The organism is Winogradskyella sp. Asnod2-B02-A, from assembly GCF_045063645.1.
Classification (GTDB): Bacteria; Bacteroidota; Bacteroidia; order Flavobacteriales; family Flavobacteriaceae; genus Winogradskyella.
Genome location: NZ_JBEFOG010000025.1, coordinates 1 through 19,439, shown reverse-complemented (window position 1 = coordinate 19,439; position 19,439 = coordinate 1). Strand labels below are relative to the sequence as shown.

Sequence of the window (19,439 nt, the reverse complement as noted above, 5' to 3'; positions counted from 1 at the left end):
TTGAAGCGAAAAATAATTACCACCTCAGATGGTTCTAAAACCATACAAATTGAAGAATGGAATGAGCAATACCATTCTATTCATGGTGCTATACAAGAAGCAAACCACGTTTTTTTAAAACATGGTTTGTTTTTTTATGCTGATAAAATTGGTAATTCTGAGCTTGCTTCAGAATCTAAACCAGTTTCTATCTTAGAAATCGGTTTTGGCACAGGTTTAAATGCGTTTTTAACTCTAATTGAAGCGGAAAAATTAAAGTTACCACTAAATTATGTTGGCGTAGAGGCTTATCCTGTTCAAATCGAAGAAATTAATCAGCTCAATTATGTTGAATTGATTTCCAATTCCCATAATGCAATTTTTGAAAAACTCCACAACACGTCATGGGAAACACCACATGACATTACCCCTCTTTTTAAATTAGAAAAACAGCAAAAATTCTTTAAAGATATTGATACTAATAATAAATTTGATATCATTTACTTTGATGCTTTTGGAGCTCGTGTGCAACCTGACTTATGGACAGTAGACATTTTTAAAATTATGTTTAATGCACTAAAAAAGGATGGCATTTTAGTAACTTATTCTGCAAAAGGAAGTGTAAGACGTGCTATGCAGGCTGTTGGACTTATAGTTGAACGATTGCCTGGACCTCCAGGAAAACGTGAAATGTTGAGAGCAACGAAGCCTTCTAAATAGTGAGATAAACTAAACTTTGAGAACAACGCAAATACCTAGTTAAATAATAATAACTCTTTAATTATTACTTAACATCACTTCGATTGAAATTCTCATTTTTAAGAAGTTTATTTATAACCAAGTTTCTCAATATATTTCTCGCATACTCAAAACACTCTAACTGATTTAAGTACATACATTAACGCACCAAACGTTAAATCCAATCTAAATTTCATACGCACAGTTTAGACCTTTCGTATCTTTACTAAAAAAGAAAAATGACCGTTTTAATTACAGGAGCCACAGGTTTAATTGGACAAGAAATTGTAAAAAAATGTCATGCCGAAAGTATAGATGTGCATTATTTAACGACTTCTAAATCTAAACTTAGTACAGATTCAAATTACAAAGGTTTTTATTGGAATCCAGATGCTAATGAAATAGATCATAATTGTTTTGAAGGTGTTACTGCTATCATAAATATGGTTGGCGCCTCAATTTCTAAACGATGGACAGACAGCTACAAAAAAGAAATTCTTGAAAGCCGTACCAAAACAGCGCAGCTTTTACAAGATGCTATAAAAGCAAATAATTATAAAATTGACCATGTCATTTCGGCTAGTGCAATTGGCATTTACCCTACAAGTTTAGTGAACTATTACGAAGAAACCAATACTGAGGTTTCAGATTCGTTTCTAGGAAAAGTAGTATACCAATGGGAAGCTGCTGTAGACGGTTTTAAATCATTAGGCTGCAAAGTCTCAAAAATAAGAATTGGATTGGTTTTAGCTAAAAATGGTGGTGCATTACCAGAAATTGTAAAACCTATAAAGTTTGGTGCTGGTGCAGCCTTTGGTAGTGGAAAACAATGGCAAAGTTGGATTCATGTTGAAGATTTAGCATCACTTTTTGTATTTGCTGTACAACATAACTTTGAAGGCATCTACAATGGTGTTGCTCCAAATGCAGTTACTAATAAAGAATTAACAAAAGCGGCAGCTAAAGTTTTACATAGACCGTTATTGTTACCAAATATTCCAAAGTTTGCAATGAAACTCGTTTTAGGTGAAATGCATATTTTATTATTTGAAAGTCAACGTGTCAGTTCCCAGAAGGTAGAAGCTGAAGGTTTTAATTTTAAATACGTGAATTTAAAACCTGCTTTAGAGGATTTGTTGGGTTAGATGGTTGATGGTTGATGGTTGATGGTTGATGGTTGATGAACTAAAAAAAACGTCAGTTCGAGTGATTTTAGAGGCACGAAAAAATTGTATCGAGAACGTTTTAATAAATAATGCTTCTCGATACAATATTCCTAAAAAAGGAATTTTACTCGAAGTGACGTTGCATAAAAAATTCAATAAAAAAGAGGCAAATGGTAATACCTGCCTCTTTTTATTTCCAATTAATCTTTCAAATTAGTCTTCAATCCAACCCATAATGGCATTGGCTACAAATCTTGGTTCTGGTGGTAAGGCATAAATATCTTTTTCGTAATTCTTATTGTATGGCGAAATATTCATAATGTTTCCATCTACCACTAACGTACTACTTCCTCCTGGATCAAAGCCCATGGCTTTATCCATTCCGTATTTTAATAGAATATCAACCATATCAAAATGCGTAGCTCCAACAGATTCTCTTATTCTTCCGTTTACCATTAACACCATAAGCTTACCTTCTTTGGTAATACCTACCGCTATTTTTGGTCCACGCATATCTGTAAAATCTAATCGTGCGGCTTGTGTTTTAATAGAATTAGCAGTTTTCCAACCTTCGTCTTCCATATTAAGAATTTGTTTTCCGCCATCAATAAGCATAGGTCCAGCTTCAATAGCATACGAGATTTCATCCCATTTGTATGGATTCTCTTTTGGCTCTAGTAACTGAATTGACAATGGCTTTCCTTCCTTAAACATAGCATCAGAAAACAAGTCTGCAGGAATAGATAAGGTAATACCAACAGGAATTACGGCAACCGTTTCTTTAGGCTTCGTTTTAATAATTTCTTTAACTGTATTACCTGCTATTCTTACAATGACATTGCCGTTGCCTTTGTAAGTTTCTTCAGCATAAGACAAATCATAAAAACAAGGCTCTTTGCTGCTATGTGCATTATAATTAGCACTAGAAAAGGTTAATGCATTACTTTTTTCTTTAATGATAAAGCCAGCTTTACTATTCACTTTTCTAATATCTACATCTCCATTTTTATAAATTATAAAGGCTGGTTTATTGAATAATGGTGGACAAAACACTTTATTATCCATAATTAACAAACCTAAAGGCGAACCAATATAGGTTTCTGGTAATCCTAATTTTCCAACTAATTCTGGATTTAAAATATAACCACCATTCCAAGCTAATTCTATCTTATTAGGATTTTTACTCTTCTTCTTATATTCTTTTACAAGTGCTGGTACATTTTTAGGTGCTTTATTGGCAATATGTGCGGCGAATTTCCAATGGTGTTTTTTGGTATCTATTTCTGCTAAAACACCACTCCAAGGCAAACCATCTTCATACACACCTCCTGCATAAGATGATTTAACTTTTTCAACGGTTTTAGAAAGCTTTAAACCTTCTTTAATTTGAATTAATAATTTTTCAATAGGTGTTCCGTTTTCTATAGCATCTTTAGTTATTCTACTCAACAACTCTTTTTCGCTTAAAGTATCTTTTAAATCTTGATATAAATCACTTTTAAGAACCATATCAAAATCTTTAGCCGTTTGTATAGGTGTAGGATATGCTAACGTTGTACGCACACCTGCCGGCACAAACTGAATAAATCCGCTACCTTTAGGAATGCCCATAATTTTAGCTGTCATTGTATATACTACTTTCCCTATATGAAAATGGTCTATCTCAATAATATCTGTCATCATTGCAGCCGATTCTCCATTGGTAATTAAAAAACCATTCGCCTCCTTAATATCTCGTAAAATCTTAATGGCTTTTGGGCCCATTTGTGGAAAATGCACACCTTCTGACCATTGTTTGGTTTCAATAATACGAACAACACCTGCTTTATACAATAAGCCTAATTCTGGCTCTTTTCCGCTTTCTAAATAGTCTTTAATATCTGCACTAGAAAACCATTTGGTAATTCTTGCTTCGTGAATAAAAATGTAGATTTTCTCTAATTTATCTACATTGGCTTCAAGTATTTCTGAGGTTAACTCTTGTTGTATGGTTAAATTTAATTGTGCACGGATTGGTTGTAATACAAAATACTCTAACTCATGCTTAATATAACGACCAGGAAAATACCCTTTAGGTACATTCTTTTTTAAATTTTTAGTTAATATTTTTCGGTCATCGATACCTAAATATTTACTGTTGGTGAGTTGAAAAAGAGCCAATTCCCAATCGGCAAAAAATTGTGGTGCTAAGGTTAAATCTGGTAAGTTTTTTGGTTTAAAAACCTCGGTATAAATCATATTTACCAAACCTGTAATTTCTTGTAACGTAAAGGCTTGATATGCATACGACTTCTTATTTCTATGACGATACGCCAAAGCATGGTCATGACGAATAGAAATTTCGCCATCCACATATTTAAAAATATCATCAATAGCATTGTAGTATTTATGAATGACTTCAAGATTGGTATTTACCAAATCTGGAATATCATTTTCCATGGTTCTGGCATAACGCATTACTCTTCCTTTTACGAGTTGCTCTTCCACTCTAAAAAAGCTAGGATCAATAAGAGATTTTAAATAATGCATAAAAGACAAACGACCATAACCTGGCAAATAATGTCTCGTTTTTTTATTGAGAATAGCATTAAGGTCATCGTTTTCAAAATCTACTGATGTTTTATATTGCTTTAATAAATTAACTACTTGCGGATTATCGTCAATTGAAACCGAAGCCAACTGATAATACATACGTTGCAAAATATAACGGATATTATTCTCTAAAGATTCTAAGCTGTAACGCTTTTTAATTACACTTCTGTTATGTGTTACATCTACCATTCTGTTTTGTGGATAAAACACATGGTCACAGATTCTTTCTGCTAATTTCTTTGGTACTTTAGACCCTTTAAATTCTAAAACATTAAGACGAAGCGACTCATCTAAGTGACGACCAATAACCTCATCATACACTTCTCTTGGCTCATATTGTCTACAGAAAATAGGTGTTCCGCAAGCGGCTGCTTCAATAATTGGCAAACCTCGTCCTTCCGTTTGGCTTGGTAATAAAATTAAGGATGCCACATCAAAAAGCTGCTTAATATCTAGTGGTTTTTTATATTTCTTTTTAAAATCGTTTTTATCGAATTCGCTAAATAAAAATCCAAGTAGTACTCGTTTTCTAAATTCTTTTGGTAGGTCTTTTAAAAACTTTTTAAAGTCTTTTTTTAAGTCTTCATAATAATTTTGTTGACCATGTGGAATTGGTCCAGAAACGATTAATGATAATTTTAGTTGTGGATTGGTAATAAATTTTTCAGCAAAATTATCGTAAGAAAACAAGCGTTTAATGAGTTTAAAATTTAACTCAATAGATTTTCTACTAATCACTCTTGTTGGTTGTAAAAATACGATGTTGTTATTTACAAAATCGAAATCCTTAATGGTTTTATAACCTAATAATATAGGCTTTAAAGACCGTTTACTTTCTGTATGATGTGCAGCAGTATGCACTGTAATCGTCTCCTTTTTATTCGCAAATATTGTAGACACTTGCATAAACGCTTTTATAATATCGCGCTTACTCATTTGGTGCATTTTAGTATCTACTGCAGTACCTAACAATGCTACGTTTGCAGGATTATGACCGTTAACATTAATTAAATGGTCTTGTTGAATTCTATTGATATTCACATTCATCCACGAGCGACTTTCCCATGGATAAACCGTTTCTATAATTGAGAAAAATTCGCCAACATGTGCATTATGAAAAAAGAAATCTCTTGGTCCTTTTTTAAGCCCTTTTTTCTTAATCTCTACTTCTCTGTTTCCACCTTCCCAATAAAAATCGTGATTATTATTAATGACTGGAATGCCTAAATATTCTGAAATTAAAACCGTAGCTAATGCCAAAGACACATTACCAGGATTAGAACATACATTAATAAGGTATAATAACGAAATGTCATTTTCCTCAATATAAGAACCTAATTTTTCTACAAGAACTAAAACCTCTTTCCAAAATTTACCAATAAGATTATTGTAGGCTTCACTACCGCGTTCCATTTTAATTTTGAAGAAATCTTCGTATAAAGGCCAAGCGTCAAACGCTTCCATTTCTGGAATTACTTTTTTGAATGCACCTTGAGGAATTAATTCATCAGCCTCTTCCTTAATTTCTCCTGCTATAAAGTGAATAGGAATATTTGGATATATATTTTTAAAAGTTTTGGCATATTTTTCAGTTTCTACTGTAATACCGTCAATTGTAAAATAAAAAGTTAAAAACGCTATGCCGCCTTTTTCTACATGTGTATCAAATGTTGAAGCATTACCGTCAAAAGCTGATGGTATGGTTTTCTCTTTAAATTTATCCATAAATAAACCGAGATCAAACCAAGTGTTTATTTTTTCATTATTAAGTTCATTTAAAATATTAGAGATTTTTGTTGTTTTTTTATCAGTCGTCATGTTTTAATTCTTAAAATGTAAATAATTGGCTTAACTTTTCTTCTAGTACTTCATATGAAAAGTGTTTTTTTCCAATATTAAAATTGTATTCTCCTATTTCAATACAACGTTTTGGATTGTAAATAATATCAGACATTTGTTGTACGCTTTCTGGTGTTAGATTACTATCTGTAATCATCACAGTTTCGAATCCTTTATTACCTATATCTTGGCTATAAACGGGTTTGTAATCGTTAACAAAAATTGGTTTTTTAGCAAGCACTGTTTCTACAAACGCATTTCCGAATCCTTCGTAAGTACTAAAATAAGTTGCTGCTCTTCCATGTGCATACACATCAGACAAATCTTTATGATCTAATACTTTATGTGCTGCAAAAATTACTTGTCGCGATAAATTTAAATCATGAATTTGATCTATTAACTCATTGTAATATTCCTTATTCTCATCATCATTATTATTACCTGTAATTACTAATTTTAGTTTCTTATCGTTTAACTGGTCTATTAATGAAATGGCTGTTTCAATCCCTTTACGTCTTACAATACGTGTTACTTGTAATAAAGCAATTTCGTCTTCTAAAACACCAACGTCCCTAAGGAAAAACTCATTCTCTGGCGTTGGCACACCATACACACGATTAAAATCCATAACATTTGGCACCAAAGTGGCATCAATATTAAAACGGTTTTTAAACGTTTCTACACCAAACGTATTAATAACGGCATGTTTAACATCTGGAAGTAATAACGGAAAGTTATCATCTACATACTGATTGATTTCTTGATGCTTAGACACATAACGCTCTCCGCGTTCCCAGTGAAAATCATGATCATGAGTAACAATAGGTAATCCTGTTGATTTAATCAATTTTTTAATAGCAACTCCCATGGATAAATGACAAGGTAAAGCTGATGCGTTTTCAGAAAGTATAACTTCAATTTTCTTATCTGCTACCCACTGTCGCATAGCTAGGTGAATTCTATTAGAAGCTTTCTCAACATGTTCTAGCAAAGGTTCAGGATCTCTATCTGGTTCGTAAAACGCTTTACGTTGTCCCCATTCTGCTTCAACAGAAAAAAAGGATAAAGGTGGATAGAGGTAATCGTGCTCGTAATCCATTTCCCAGGATTCAAATTCGCCAGACATAATAAAGACTTCATGTCCAAGTTTTTTTAATACATCTATCCATTTTTCGGTTTCGAGTGCTACGCCATCTACGCCTCCTATTCTTCCAATTATAATTCCTATTCGCATATGTTATATCTAAAGTTTTGTGTTCTTTAAATATAAGGCATTAAAAAAAGTATTGAAAGGTTTTGAAACGCTGTATTTATGGAATTATGACTTCAAAAATTTAAACAAGATTAAATTATGTGTAATATAATTTATGCAGCTAATCTTAATGAAATGATAATTTATAATTTTTTTGAAATTCTAAAAACTACCATAAAAGGCCTAATTTTCATTTAAAGCTTAATGCTTTATGAACGGTTAGACCTTCTTTTAAAATAATCTCAATACTCGCTTCAATATCTTTTCTTGTTGTTCTAAAATTAACGATACAAGTTCTCATGCAATACTGTTCTTTTACAATAGCATTAGACAAAAAGAGTTCGCCTCCTTCTTGTAGTTTAGTCACTAATATTTCGTTGAGTTTATTTAAGTATTCGACTCGTTTATTTCCCGTCAATTCAAGATTTTCTGGGATATATCGAAACGTAGCTATGCTTAAATTTTGAGATACAGCTTCTAATTCTGAATGTTGCTCTGCTAATTCTGCAAAATATTTTGATAAAGCTATATCTTCACTTATCAGCTTTACATAACCATCACTACCAATTTGTTGCAATGCTAACCAAACTTTTAAAGCTCTAAATCCTCGAGAATTCTGAAAACCATATTCAAAATAATTAAGCGAACCACCTTCTTCTGTTAAGCTGAAATTATAATACTCTGGATGCGAACTGTAGGTATCAATAAGATGCTTGGGGTTTTTAACTAATGTACAACCTGCTTCCAATGGACTATACAACCATTTATGAGGATCTAATGCAATAGAATCTGCATCTTCCACGCCTTTAAACAAGGCTTTTAACTCAGGGATAACAGCTGCAGGTATTCCATAAGCACCATCGATATGAAACCATAAATCGTTGGTTTTACAAATCTCTGCGATAGCTTCTAGATTATCTACAACACCTGTACTTACATCACCTGCTGTACCAACTACCATAAAAGGCTGATGGCCTTTTGCAACATCATCTTTTATAGTTTGCTCTAAAATTTGTGTGTTCATTTTATTTGAATCGTCAGTAGGAATCCAACGAATAGAATCACTTCCATGACCTAATAAAATTGCTGCCTTATCTATCCATGTGTGTGTCGATTTAGAGCAGTATGCTATTAATTGTTTAGAACCATAAAGTCCTTTTTCTTTTATGTCTTTTGGTGCCTTAGCAGTTCTTGCAGCTAAAAAAGCAGTGAAATTTGCCATATTGCCTCCACTCACTAAAACACCTCCATAATTTGGAGACACTCCTATAAATTCTGCTAACCATTTAATGGTTTGCTTTTCTATTTCGGTTGCCATCGGACTTAAAATTTGTCCGCCTACATTGGGATTTACAGATGCTGCTAACAAATCTGCTAAAGCTCCAATAGGTGCTGCTGACGATGTAATAAATCCAAAAAATCTGGGATGACCATTCAATAATGAATTATCAAATAATAATTTTGAAGCAGATATTAATAATTGATCCGCTGGCTTTCCTGTTTTTGGTAAAGCTGCATTGCCTAATATACTTTGCAATTCCTTTGGAGACTTGCTTGTTGTAACTGGTTGGTTGGAAATATTATTGAGAAAATCAGCAATGGTATCTATGAGCTGGTAACCCATTTTTTGAAATTCTACTTTACTAATTTCAATTGAATTTTCTCGCTTGTCCATATTCTGGCTATTTTTTAATACTTAATCTATTCTGAAATTAAAAACCCATCAATCATTTCATTTTCGGATGGTTTCTCAAACCAAGTTTCCATAAAGTTGAAATTATCTTGGGTAACTTCAAACTCAAAAGTATCTCCTTTTTCTGTGTTTCTTTTCAATACGCGTTCTAATCGTTTGGCTTTAGAAACATCTAGAAAATGCAACTTTATATTATAGCCATTCATCTCTGCAAATTTTCTAAACTTTTCACGATGACCAAATTTAGCCAATCCTAAATCTAAAATAGCATCTGTTTTAGACCCTTCTAACTGATGAATTAAACTTAACATTACGCGTTCTGAACGTTCTATGCGCTCTAAAAACCAATCTAAACCATCGGTTTCTTTTTTATCTGGAAGAAACAACACATTATTCCACGTATCAATTGAAAATACAATACCATTGATTTTTCTTTTCAATTCATTAGCGTAAGTGGTTTTGCCTGAACCTGTATTGCCTACAATGAGGTGAATCATTCTTTATTTGGTTTTACTCAATAATTTCGTAATCAATATCTAGTTTACGCAATGCTCTTAAAGCTGAACCAGAGTTTTTGTCGCCAACTTCAATGTCTACTGCATCACCTTCTAAAAGAATATCTGCAAGCTCATTTGACAAAGATGTATTACCTTGTTTTGAAATCTCCGTTATACATTTAGCAATGGCTCTTTTATCTGGTCTTTGTGCATCGCAAGACAATAGGTTTAATTTCATAATAATTATTTATTCTTGCAAGATACATGTTATTGGTGCCTCTATAATTTAATTTTTCTATTAAAGATTATTTATCCTTTAAAAGCTTTAATTCATTTGTTTTCTTTAGGCTTTATACTAACGCCTTTTACAAATTAATTTTCACTAGGGTTTAGGACACCAATTAGTCTAATTTATCTAGCAAAAAATCAGCAATTTCAGGTAGGCGTGTTATAAGGTCTTCAATGACCTTAGGATTACTTAAATCCGTGCGAATGCCTGGTAACATACTCAATTCTGGTTCGTTAAAATCTGCGCATCCCATTGCCCAATTTGAAAAGAGTCGACTTTCCACAGAACGATCGTGTATTATTTTAATATTTTTATGACGTGTATCATTAGAAAGCCGTTGAAATAAATCTTCAACAACATCTTGTTCTCCCTCTATAATTTGAAGAAAATAACCATCTCTATGCATCAAAATTCCACTGATATTGTCTATTGTGTTATATCCACGCGATGTGTGTAGTAAATCTAATAAACTACGTTTATTAAACTGCTCTGAAGCTTGACTTGTATAGATGATTTGGCGAAGTGTCATAATAACTAATTTAAGCATTTATATAGCCCTAATATAATGCTAGAGCGCTACAAACTAGTAATTGTAATAGCTACTCAAAGTTAGTGAAAAATTGAAACAAAAAGGTCAATTTCCTTATACATTTTAGTTATAATACCAATAAATTATTTCTTCGCGTTTAGATAGAATTGATTTAAAAATACGATTAGCATTTGGCTAGTTTATGATGCTGTAAATACCCAAGTGGTTGGTTAATATTTAATTTATCTTCTAATTAATTAAACCAGCTGTTTCTACATGCTATTTTTGGTTTTGAAATAACGCTATTGCTTTTAAGTATTTCATGGCAACAGATTTTGTTTGTGCTTCTAAAAACCCATTCAATTCTGGATGATTGTTATCAACCCACCTTACAAGTTCTTCTCTGTTTTTAACGAATCTAGAAATATCAAACACCTCATATTTTAGTCTTTCGATTCTAGTGATTTTACCATTTTCAAATTGTATAATTTCATTCCAAACCATGGGTTCCTCATGAAGAAAAAAGAGTCTTTTATCTATTTTTGAAATTCTTGCTTTAACAATTTCGTTGTCTTGCTTAATTTCTATGATTTTATATGTTGGTTCAAAGATAGCATCCCATTCTAGCCAATTAATATATCCTTTTTGAGAAAAACGTTCTTCATAGTTGTCTTCATTTTCTCTAATTACAATACTATCTCCTAGTAAAGTTAACATGCCAGAAGTGTTAGAATTATCAAGGAACTTATAATACTTTTTCGCGAGATCAAGTTTGTCTACTTCTCTTTCTGAATTTTTGCAACCTAATAGAGTAAATGTGACTACTAATAGAAGTATTATTTTATTCATTTATGTTCGTTTTTATTTGTGATGCGAAATCATTTAATTGTGTTATTAATCTAGTACTTCACTTAATTTTTGGTTCAGTTCATCTCCTCGTAAGTTCCTTCCAATTATTTGTCCATTTTCCGCTATTAAAAAATTGTCTGGAATTCCAGTAATTCCATAAATGAGTGAGGCTTCATTCTCGTCACTTTTTAAATCACTCACGTGTTGCCAGATTAAACGGTCTTTTTCAATAGCCTTTAGCCAACTATCTTTATCTTGATCTAAAGACACTGCAAATATTTCAAATCCTTTGGGTTGATATTTCTCGTAGGTTTTTACGAGATTCGGATTCTCTTTTCGGCAAGGACCACACCAAGAGGACCAAAATTCAAGAAGAATTGCTTTTCCTTTAATGTCAGATAATTTTTGGACTTTACCATTTTGGTCTGTCATTTCAAAGTCCGCAAATTGTTCTCCTATTTTTGGTTCTTTATTTAATTTGATGTATTTGGCAATTTTTTCTCCGTATTCTGAGTTTTTGTTTTTCTTAGAAAACTGTTTAAAAAGTTTCGTTGTTTTCTCTTTACCAAACGTTGTAGAATATACTGCAAGCATTGACGCACTCACAATACTATTTGGATTTTTCTTAACAAATTCTAACTCTTTTTTTAAACGTTCTTCTCTTGGTAATGTATCTATAACCCTATATAAATCCTGGCTTAAATTCTCTGATTCTGAACCTGTAACATTAGCCGTTAAAAAATCTCCATTTGAGGCATCAAATGTCATAGAGTTCTCCTCTAACCATAAAAATCTATAAGCAAAATTATCTTTAGTTCGTAAAATTGCTTGAATAGGTGAATATGGTAATTTAGTTTTAAAACTAAAAGAATTGTTTTCAATTACGGTAGAATCTTTAAACGCGTCATTCACTAAATAAATAACCATTCCGTTTTCAACGCCTTCTGTTTTTCCGGTCAATGAGAATTCCGCTTTTGATTCTTCTTTACAGCAAAATAGCACTAATATTAAAATTACAAAAGTTAATTTCTTCATCGATAACTGTTTTACTTGTTACTAGAATTTTATTCCTTTACAAATTTATAGCTAAATCCATTTTCTCAACTTACAATGTACAAACGTATTTAATATTTTTTGAATTTACACGAATATTCGTGCCTAAGCCTACACTAGTATTCAATTCTAGACTCTGTTAGGCACAGTGATTTAATGTTTGTACTCTATGCATAACTAATAATACCTCAATTAAAACTCATCTTAGTTTTTTTCAATGATGAAAGAGTATGGCATAAATAAACTGCCATCAATCTTCAAAAAATCACCGCTAAGGTAGTCCTTCTTAATCGTTAAAGATACAATTCCCGTGATCGCATCAGTTACACACGTATCTTCAGCTAAGTAATGTCTGACTTCTCCATCAGCATTCGGGTCACACGCGTCTGGATATTTCTCAAGATTTAAACCAGAGGTTTTTCCAGCAACACCGACATGTGCTTGAATTAATCCATCCGTCTTTTTATACATTTTATTATTTTTATTTCCAACACAATTCGGGTTAGCTCCTGATGACGAGGTGGTTAAAGCTATAGAAGTGCAGGTAGTTTCATTTGTTTTAAGTGGTTTTGTTCTCCATATATTGTGTGAACTTGCAGTTAATAAGACATTAACATTATATTTTGATGCTAAATCAATCATCCCTTGACTATCAACAAATGATTGATTTTTACCCATATCAATCCAAGGAAGATGGTTGATGTGAATAATCCAATACCCTTTTTTTTGTGCATCTGCATAAACTGCTTCTACCCATTTATAATTCTCACTTCCTACAGCATATTGAGATTTCAAATATTTCTGCATTTCAGCAGGCTCTGTCTCGCTTTCTTGAAATGCGACTGACGTAGCAACTATTCTGACTTTGGCTTCTCCTTTAACGATATCATTGAACCATAGGTAGGGATATTTGCCCTCGTATTGGTGTCCTAAAAGTTTTCCTGTTGGTGCTTGAACAGCTTTTTTGCCATTTGGAAAATTAAGCATTTCTGCATAGGTCATTATATCTCCGTCTTGACTTTTACTGTCATGATCTCCTGCTACAAAAAGTATAGGTGTATTGCCAACGACCTTGTTTGCTTTGGTAGCCCAGTTTTTTGCATTTTGAATATTGTAATTAAAATCATTATCAATACCATCATATGACAAATCCCCAAGCATTAAAATTAAATCATGAGAAGATCCTTTTTTTAAGCTTAATTCTGTTGCGCCATCTGGTCCCCATTTATCGTCCCAATCTCCTCCAATAGCTATCGTTATTTCTTCTGATGATTCTATATCACTTGGAGTGTTCTTTTTTATTGTTGAACAGGAACAAATTGTATATAGTGTAATAAATAAAAATGAAATATTATTTTTCATATTGTGCCTAACGGTCTAATGTATGATTTCATTAACTGTTTAAGCATTAAAGTTAGCAAATAAATCGCAGATATATTCGCGCGAAGCAAACTGGTGAAGCAAAGTCCGCGAGGATTTTTGTAAGTAGGCTATAACTAGCAATGAATTATATACGGTAGTGCAAACCGTTATTTTTCTATCAGATAATTTTCTATCTGCTCGAATGAGTTAAACGTAATTTTAATTTCACCTCCATTTTCAAGTAATAAATACGTCGGAAAAGCTGAAATCCCCAAATCTTTAGTAATTGTATTTAAAGAATCAATTTGTCTAAAATTTCGCCAATTATAATTATGGGTATCCAAGTAATTTTTCCATTTTGAATGTTCTTTATCTCTTGAAATTCCAATCAATTCGATATTGTTGCTTTCTAAATAGTTTAGCTTTTTAAAAATAATTTTATGGTCTTTAATACAAGGTGGACAATTAACAAACCAAAGGTCTATGAGGTACTTTTTTTCTTTCTCAAAATTTAATTTAGCAATTTCGTTTTCGAGATTAAAAAAAGAATAATTCTCTATATTTAAATCAGTAATACCAAGTTTTTTTTCAAGTTCATTATGGACATTGAAAAAGCTATGGTTTTTTAATAAATCATTTTGATTTCTAATTAAATTATATAGTTTTTTAAGATTGCTCTTATTATTTTGATTTTTAGATATAAATATAGAAGCTAAAGTTAGTGAATAAGGGTTGTCAAAATTGTCATTAATTTTAGCTAAAAGAAAAGAATTTACTTCTGTACTATCAGGATTTGATTTCATTAGTGTCCTAAAACTCATTTGGTTATTTTTAACCTTGTAATATAAATCTGAACCTACTATTGTATCTATGATTAATTTTTTATCCAACTTTCCTTTAATTACAACGTTTTTGCCATTAAGCCATAATTGATTAGTCGATAAAGGACTTGATACAATTTTGTTATCTTTTAGAAACCAAATATTGTATAAATCATTAATACTATCGTTAAATTGAATTCTAATAGTGTCATTAAAAGCTACCTTATAATTTTCTCTTTGTTGACCGATATCCATGATTAAAACACTGTCAATATCCTCATTTGTTTGAAGTATCAGATTGAAGTCTGTTAATTCAATTTTATTTAGTTTTAAATCTGATTTGCACCCAAAAATCAAAATGCTTAATAATATTGCGAATATTTTTTTCATAATTATTTACAACGATTGTATGTATGGTTTCGTTGCGAGTTTAAGCACTAAAGTTAGCAAATAAATCGCGGATAGACCCAAGCGAAGCGAACTGGCGAAGCAAAGTCCGCGAGGACTTTTGTAAGTAGGCTAAAACTAGCAATGAATTATACACATTGTTAGCTGTAGTTTTTATTCAGCTTTCCCAAGTTATATAGTCCAAAGTTCCATCTGCATTAATATGTACAACCAAAAGCTGATTACAAGGTTCTCCATCAATGTCAATCGAGTAGTCGAATGTTCCGAAATAAGAACCTCGTGGATAAATTCCAACTCTTATTAAAGTCAGTTTTTCCATTAAAAGACTATTTCTCGATTTTTTCCGATTTTTTAAGTCGATTATATCAGCTAATTCATTGTCATCAAGTTCGTCCAGATAGAAATTCAGATAGTCAGATGTCATACTTACGTCTTGTTCAAAGTCCGCTTTTATATAATTCCAATTTTGAATGTCATATTCAGGTATTTTATTCACAAACTCTTTGATTTGATTTAATTCAGTTTGATCGATTGATTCAGTCTCAAAATTAAAATCCAAATTCAGTTTTCGCTTTCCATAACTCAATGTCCAATCATAATAATCCTCCAACTTTTTAATGTCAATTTCCATAAAATCTGGTTTCTCCAAAATCCGGATTTCTACTTTCCTAATTTCAGATTCTCCTTTATTTTTTTTGAAAAAGTCAAATATTCCCATTTGCGATTGTTTGGTCAGATTATAGCTAACGTGTTTGTATATGGTTTGTTGCGTGGTTTAGCACGTAATTTAGCAAATAAAAACCGAATAGAAAATCCGCGAGGATTTTCGTAAGTAGGCTAGAACTAGCAATAAATTATATACGGTGTTATGTGCAGATTTTTAACTTTCCAATAAATCATCCAAATCCTCATCATCAAGTTCTAATTCATCATTGATGTTTTTTATCTTTTTATTTATTAGAGATTTATATTTTTCAATGACTTCCAGAATTCCATTTTCCAGCAAAATTTCCTTTACTTTTTTATTCTTCAAATCATCAGTGACAAATATTACGTTGCCCTCTCCATTCTTTTTATCTTTTTTATATTTTAATGTATCTAGTATATCTTGCTTGCATTTACTCTTTTCAGGAAAATAACAAAAGTCTTCATAATTATATACATCTTCATCTTCAATCAATGTCCCATAAAGATTAGCATTTCTCGCTATAATTAATTTGTGTTTTTGGTTTTTTTTCTCTCGAACAAGTATTAATGAAGGATTCCATAGTTTAAAAAATGAATTTAATAAGTTCAAACCCTTCTTATTTTTCAGTAAATTAACTGCCTTTTCTAATTCAACAATTATAAAGTATTTGTAATAATTTGCGTAATCTAATTCTTTACATAATTTCCATAAATTCAAACTATAATCTCTACTAGATTTAGTGAAAATCTTATTTAAACGAGAATAAGCTCTGGCTTTCTTTTCAGTTGGTAATTTTGATAGAAAAAAAGCTGTGAAATATTCCTGCATAGACCGATGAGGAAATTTAAATTCAAACCCATCTTTAATCATAATTGAGATTGATGTTCTTAAATCAAATATGATATCTTCAATCTCGAATGTTAATTTTCTTTTCTTTTTTTCTATTAAGGATAATTTATTTGAGAGATATTCTTCTGTGAAAGCAAATTTACCTTCAGCAAGACTGGTGAAAGAAAAAGCACTTAAAATTTCCTCAAAGTCTTCTCTCTTGAGTTTGGTTTTTTTCTCTCTGGGAAAACTGCCTTTAGTAACTCCATCGTGTTTTGAATAAAGAACATCAAAAACATTTTTATAAAATGCACTTTTTCTATTAGGTATTTCTGGGTGATTTTCAAATGCTAGAATAAACATTGAAAGTAATAGAGGGTTTTTTAAGTATTCTCTATAATCTGATACTTCAGCTTTCTCAATATTATTTTTTATTTGCTCTTTTCTTTCAGTATCATTTACTAAAAGATTAATAAAATCAGTGATTTCAGAGTTAGAAAGATTTTGAATATGGAATGAATGAAATCTTTCCGCACCTTCAATTCCTCCTCCTGGTCTTGTTGTTATTAGATATTTGTTATTTGGATATTTATCTGTAAAGTCATCTAACTCTTTTGAAATTTGTTGTTTTCTTTTCGAGAATATTTCGTCATAACCATCGAATAAAAATAAAAACGCTCCTTTTTTTAAAGCCCTAGTAAGTGTTGCTTTAGAAGGCTTAACGTCATTCTGTAACACCTTTTCAAAGATAAAGTCTTCTATACTTCCTATATATTCATTTAGGTACCTTAGTTCTATTAAAAGAGGTATTTTATATGAGCTTCTTATACTGTTTAGAAAAAGATACTTAATAAGTGTGCTTTTACCACTTCCTGCGCTACCAATTATGGTTATATATTTATATTCGTCAAATACTTCACTTATTTTATCAAACTTAGTAATTAAGCGATTATAACGAACTGAAACAGGAAAGTATATATCATCAAATTTTACTTTTTCTGCTCTGTGTAAAAAGGTATTTGTGAAATAATATTTTTCAGTTTGGTTATGCAAGTATTCAGGTATACCAATTTCTAGTAAAGCTTTAGCCTCTGCATTGGCGAATTTCAAGCCATCTAAAATTGGCGTTATTAAACTTGTTACTTCAATATTTTTCTGCATAGTTCTTTTATTTGCACATAACGGTCTTGTGTATGGTTAGTTGCGTGTTTCAGCAACTAATTTAGTAAACAAAAACGAACGCGAGAAAATTCAACAGGAATTTTCGCAAGTAGGCTAGAACCTAGCAATTAATTATACACGGTGTTGTAAGTAGTTCTTCCATACTTATTTTAAGAATTATTTAAAAATTAAATATGTTTCCGTCAATTTTAATTTCATTAAAGTTATTCCAACCCAAGCCTCGAATATATTTCTTTATATGCGTATCATTTAAATTGGGATGATAAATTCTTTGAAATTCAAAAGATCTTGAAGAATTTTCTTTTTCTATGACAGTAGCTTTAAAATCATTAACCGATTGGTCATTTATAGTCCAAAATGTACTTCCAAGTTGTGCATTAAATTTAGCATGTATATATTTAAAATTAGGATTGTTAGGAAAACTTTCAATAAGATTTTGGCTATCATCGATTCTTAAATATTGTATTCCAAATGCATCTCCATTTATTAATGAATGAAATTTGTAGTATAAATTTTCTTGTATCCTTACAGTGTCAACAATTTCAGTGAAATTTTCTTCATCTACTTTCCAATAATTACCAATATGCATTGGAAGAAAAGATTCTTCAGAGTTTAATGATGTGTCATCATCATTAGAACAAGAGAATAAAATTATAAGGAAAATAAAATTTAGTTTTTCCATAATACTCAATTTATTTAAAGATACAAAATTAGTTAAAAGGTTGCGTTGAAATTACTTACAACGTGTTTGTGTATGATTTCGTTGCGTGTTTAAGCACTAAAGTTAGCAAATAAATCACAGATAGAAAGTCCGCGAGGACTTTCGTAAATAAGCTATAACTAGCAATGAATTATACACGTTGTTAGCTGTAGTTATTTATATTTTCAACTATCAATTTGAATTCATTTTCAATATTCCCATAATCAGTTTCTGTCCACTTTAATTTTCCGAATTTTTTTGAGTAAGTCTCCTTACTTGAGTTCAAATCATCAAATTCTTGAGAATACTTTCCTTTGTCATATTCGCCAACTACATAATAAAAATTATAGTGATAGGCGTGTGTGCCATAATCAAATTCTACTAATTTAATTTGGTAAGGTGCTGGATATAAAATCGCAGATTCCATTGTATCGCCGATTATTATGCGGCTTTTATTGTTGTTCTCTTTGTTATAGTAAAACGTAAAGTTTTCTTCGGTTAGCAAAACAGAATTAATACTTTTCGGTTTTAACGTTAGGAATTCATCGAGTAATTCAAAGAAGTTGTCAAAAGCCTGTTTTTCATCAGAATTATTAACCTCCAAAATTGCATTTCTCCAACTATAGCCACCTCCTAACTTATTAAGTTTCTTTTTAGTCCAATAATTAAAGTAGTGGAATGGTGGAATACTTTCCGTGGAATTCACATCAAATCCCAAAAGCATATTCCACAAATTTGTAAGAGTGATTTGGTCCCCAAGAAACATACCAGGTCTTTTTTCTATGAATTTTGCAAATTCAATTGTTGAAAAATCTTTTAGTTTTTTACTTATCATTAATTCTTGGTTTGTATTATACTGATATAGGTTGACCTTTTTTTGTTAATATTATCACGTTCAAAAGATTTTTTTTAGCCGTTTAGAAGGCAAAAAAATAGTTTGAACTAGGTCTGTTCTTAAATCGTAAGCTCAGGTA

16 protein-coding genes are annotated in these 19,439 nt (G+C 31.3%); 2 read left to right on the top strand and 14 right to left on the bottom strand.

Translation table 11 applies throughout. From position 1 onward, the window contains the following. Together mnmD and ACJJVO_RS01015 are read left to right on the top strand one after the other, a co-directional pair. Entirely contained in the window at positions 1 to 699 is a 699-nt protein-coding gene (gene mnmD / locus ACJJVO_RS01020; protein WP_405569357.1) for a tRNA (5-methylaminomethyl-2-thiouridine)(34)-methyltransferase MnmD, read from the top strand. 257 nt (positions 700 to 956) lie between these two features. Continuing rightward, positions 957 to 1,862: a TIGR01777 family oxidoreductase gene (locus tag ACJJVO_RS01015; protein ID WP_405569355.1), complete on the top strand. Its 906-nt coding sequence runs from the start codon at positions 957 to 959 to the stop codon at positions 1,860 to 1,862. A 234-nt stretch (positions 1,863 to 2,096) separates the two neighbouring features. On the opposite strand, the gene ACJJVO_RS01010 is transcribed toward ACJJVO_RS01015, so the two are convergent. From ACJJVO_RS01010 to ACJJVO_RS00945, 14 genes are all read right to left on the bottom strand, one after another. Then, positions 2,097 to 6,293, bottom strand: a complete 4,197-nt coding sequence (locus ACJJVO_RS01010; RefSeq protein WP_405569352.1) for a phosphodiester glycosidase family protein — start codon at positions 6,291 to 6,293, stop codon at positions 2,097 to 2,099. A gap of 10 nt (positions 6,294 to 6,303) precedes the next feature. Next, on the bottom strand, positions 6,304 to 7,548 hold the full coding sequence (locus tag ACJJVO_RS01005) for a glycosyltransferase (protein WP_405569349.1): 1,245 nt from the start codon (positions 7,546 to 7,548) through the stop codon (positions 6,304 to 6,306). Positions 7,549 to 7,756: 208 nt separating this feature from the next. Further along, positions 7,757 to 9,241, bottom strand: coding sequence for a pyridoxal phosphate-dependent decarboxylase family protein (locus tag ACJJVO_RS01000; protein ID WP_405569346.1), 1,485 nt, complete (start codon positions 9,239 to 9,241; stop codon positions 7,757 to 7,759). Between the two features lie 26 nt (positions 9,242 to 9,267). Beyond that, entirely contained in the window at positions 9,268 to 9,756 is a 489-nt protein-coding gene (locus ACJJVO_RS00995; protein ID WP_405569345.1) for an AAA family ATPase, read from the bottom strand. 13 nt (positions 9,757 to 9,769) lie between these two features. Then, a complete protein-coding gene (locus ACJJVO_RS00990; protein ID WP_405569343.1) occupies positions 9,770 to 9,994 on the bottom strand; it encodes a hypothetical protein in 225 nt (74 codons plus the stop codon). A 163-nt stretch (positions 9,995 to 10,157) separates the two neighbouring features. Beyond that, on the bottom strand, positions 10,158 to 10,574 hold the full coding sequence (locus ACJJVO_RS00985; protein WP_405569340.1) for a BLUF domain-containing protein: 417 nt from the start codon (positions 10,572 to 10,574) through the stop codon (positions 10,158 to 10,160). Between the two features lie 279 nt (positions 10,575 to 10,853). After that, positions 10,854 to 11,423 carry a hypothetical protein gene (locus ACJJVO_RS00980; RefSeq protein WP_405569337.1) on the bottom strand — a complete coding sequence of 190 codons (570 nt, stop codon included), beginning with the start codon at positions 11,421 to 11,423 and terminating at the stop codon, positions 10,854 to 10,856. 45 nt (positions 11,424 to 11,468) lie between these two features. Beyond that, complete coding sequence (locus ACJJVO_RS00975) at positions 11,469 to 12,458, bottom strand: redoxin domain-containing protein (RefSeq protein WP_405569336.1); 990 nt, start codon at positions 12,456 to 12,458, stop codon at positions 11,469 to 11,471. Positions 12,459 to 12,680: 222 nt separating this feature from the next. Continuing rightward, on the bottom strand, positions 12,681 to 13,838 hold the full coding sequence (locus ACJJVO_RS00970) for a metallophosphoesterase (RefSeq protein ID WP_405569333.1): 1,158 nt from the start codon (positions 13,836 to 13,838) through the stop codon (positions 12,681 to 12,683). A gap of 167 nt (positions 13,839 to 14,005) precedes the next feature. Further along, a complete protein-coding gene (locus tag ACJJVO_RS00965) occupies positions 14,006 to 15,049 on the bottom strand; it encodes a TlpA family protein disulfide reductase (RefSeq protein WP_405569330.1) in 1,044 nt (347 codons plus the stop codon). A gap of 175 nt (positions 15,050 to 15,224) precedes the next feature. Further along, positions 15,225 to 15,785, bottom strand: coding sequence for a DUF2004 domain-containing protein (locus tag ACJJVO_RS00960; RefSeq protein ID WP_405569328.1), 561 nt, complete (start codon positions 15,783 to 15,785; stop codon positions 15,225 to 15,227). A gap of 162 nt (positions 15,786 to 15,947) precedes the next feature. Then, complete coding sequence (locus ACJJVO_RS00955; protein ID WP_405569325.1) at positions 15,948 to 17,744, bottom strand: NACHT domain-containing protein; 1,797 nt, start codon at positions 17,742 to 17,744, stop codon at positions 15,948 to 15,950. Between the two features lie 181 nt (positions 17,745 to 17,925). Continuing rightward, positions 17,926 to 18,447: a hypothetical protein gene (locus tag ACJJVO_RS00950; protein ID WP_405569322.1), complete on the bottom strand. Its 522-nt coding sequence runs from the start codon at positions 18,445 to 18,447 to the stop codon at positions 17,926 to 17,928. Positions 18,448 to 18,628: 181 nt separating this feature from the next. Continuing rightward, positions 18,629 to 19,300, bottom strand: a complete 672-nt coding sequence (locus tag ACJJVO_RS00945; RefSeq protein WP_405569321.1) for a hypothetical protein — start codon at positions 19,298 to 19,300, stop codon at positions 18,629 to 18,631. Positions 19,301 to 19,439: the final 139 nt, after the last annotated feature.

Coding starts and splice junctions, on each gene's coding strand:
- ACJJVO_RS01015 (WP_405569355.1), top strand. CDS start 957: ATGACCGTTTTAATTACAGGAGCCACAGGTTTAATTGGACAAGAAATT.
- ACJJVO_RS01010 (WP_405569352.1), bottom strand. CDS start 6,293: ATGACGACTGATAAAAAAACAACAAAAATCTCTAATATTTTAAATGAA.
- ACJJVO_RS01005 (WP_405569349.1), bottom strand. CDS start 7,548: ATGCGAATAGGAATTATAATTGGAAGAATAGGAGGCGTAGATGGCGTA.
- ACJJVO_RS01000 (WP_405569346.1), bottom strand. CDS start 9,241: ATGGACAAGCGAGAAAATTCAATTGAAATTAGTAAAGTAGAATTTCAA.
- ACJJVO_RS00995 (WP_405569345.1), bottom strand. CDS start 9,756: ATGATTCACCTCATTGTAGGCAATACAGGTTCAGGCAAAACCACTTAC.
- ACJJVO_RS00990 (WP_405569343.1), bottom strand. CDS start 9,994: ATGAAATTAAACCTATTGTCTTGCGATGCACAAAGACCAGATAAAAGA.
- ACJJVO_RS00985 (WP_405569340.1), bottom strand. CDS start 10,574: ATGACACTTCGCCAAATCATCTATACAAGTCAAGCTTCAGAGCAGTTT.
- ACJJVO_RS00980 (WP_405569337.1), bottom strand. CDS start 11,423: ATGAATAAAATAATACTTCTATTAGTAGTCACATTTACTCTATTAGGT.
- ACJJVO_RS00975 (WP_405569336.1), bottom strand. CDS start 12,458: ATGAAGAAATTAACTTTTGTAATTTTAATATTAGTGCTATTTTGCTGT.
- ACJJVO_RS00970 (WP_405569333.1), bottom strand. CDS start 13,838: ATGAAAAATAATATTTCATTTTTATTTATTACACTATATACAATTTGT.
- ACJJVO_RS00965 (WP_405569330.1), bottom strand. CDS start 15,049: ATGAAAAAAATATTCGCAATATTATTAAGCATTTTGATTTTTGGGTGC.
- ACJJVO_RS00960 (WP_405569328.1), bottom strand. CDS start 15,785: ATGGGAATATTTGACTTTTTCAAAAAAAATAAAGGAGAATCTGAAATT.
- ACJJVO_RS00955 (WP_405569325.1), bottom strand. CDS start 17,744: ATGCAGAAAAATATTGAAGTAACAAGTTTAATAACGCCAATTTTAGAT.
- ACJJVO_RS00950 (WP_405569322.1), bottom strand. CDS start 18,447: ATGGAAAAACTAAATTTTATTTTCCTTATAATTTTATTCTCTTGTTCT.
- ACJJVO_RS00945 (WP_405569321.1), bottom strand. CDS start 19,300: ATGATAAGTAAAAAACTAAAAGATTTTTCAACAATTGAATTTGCAAAA.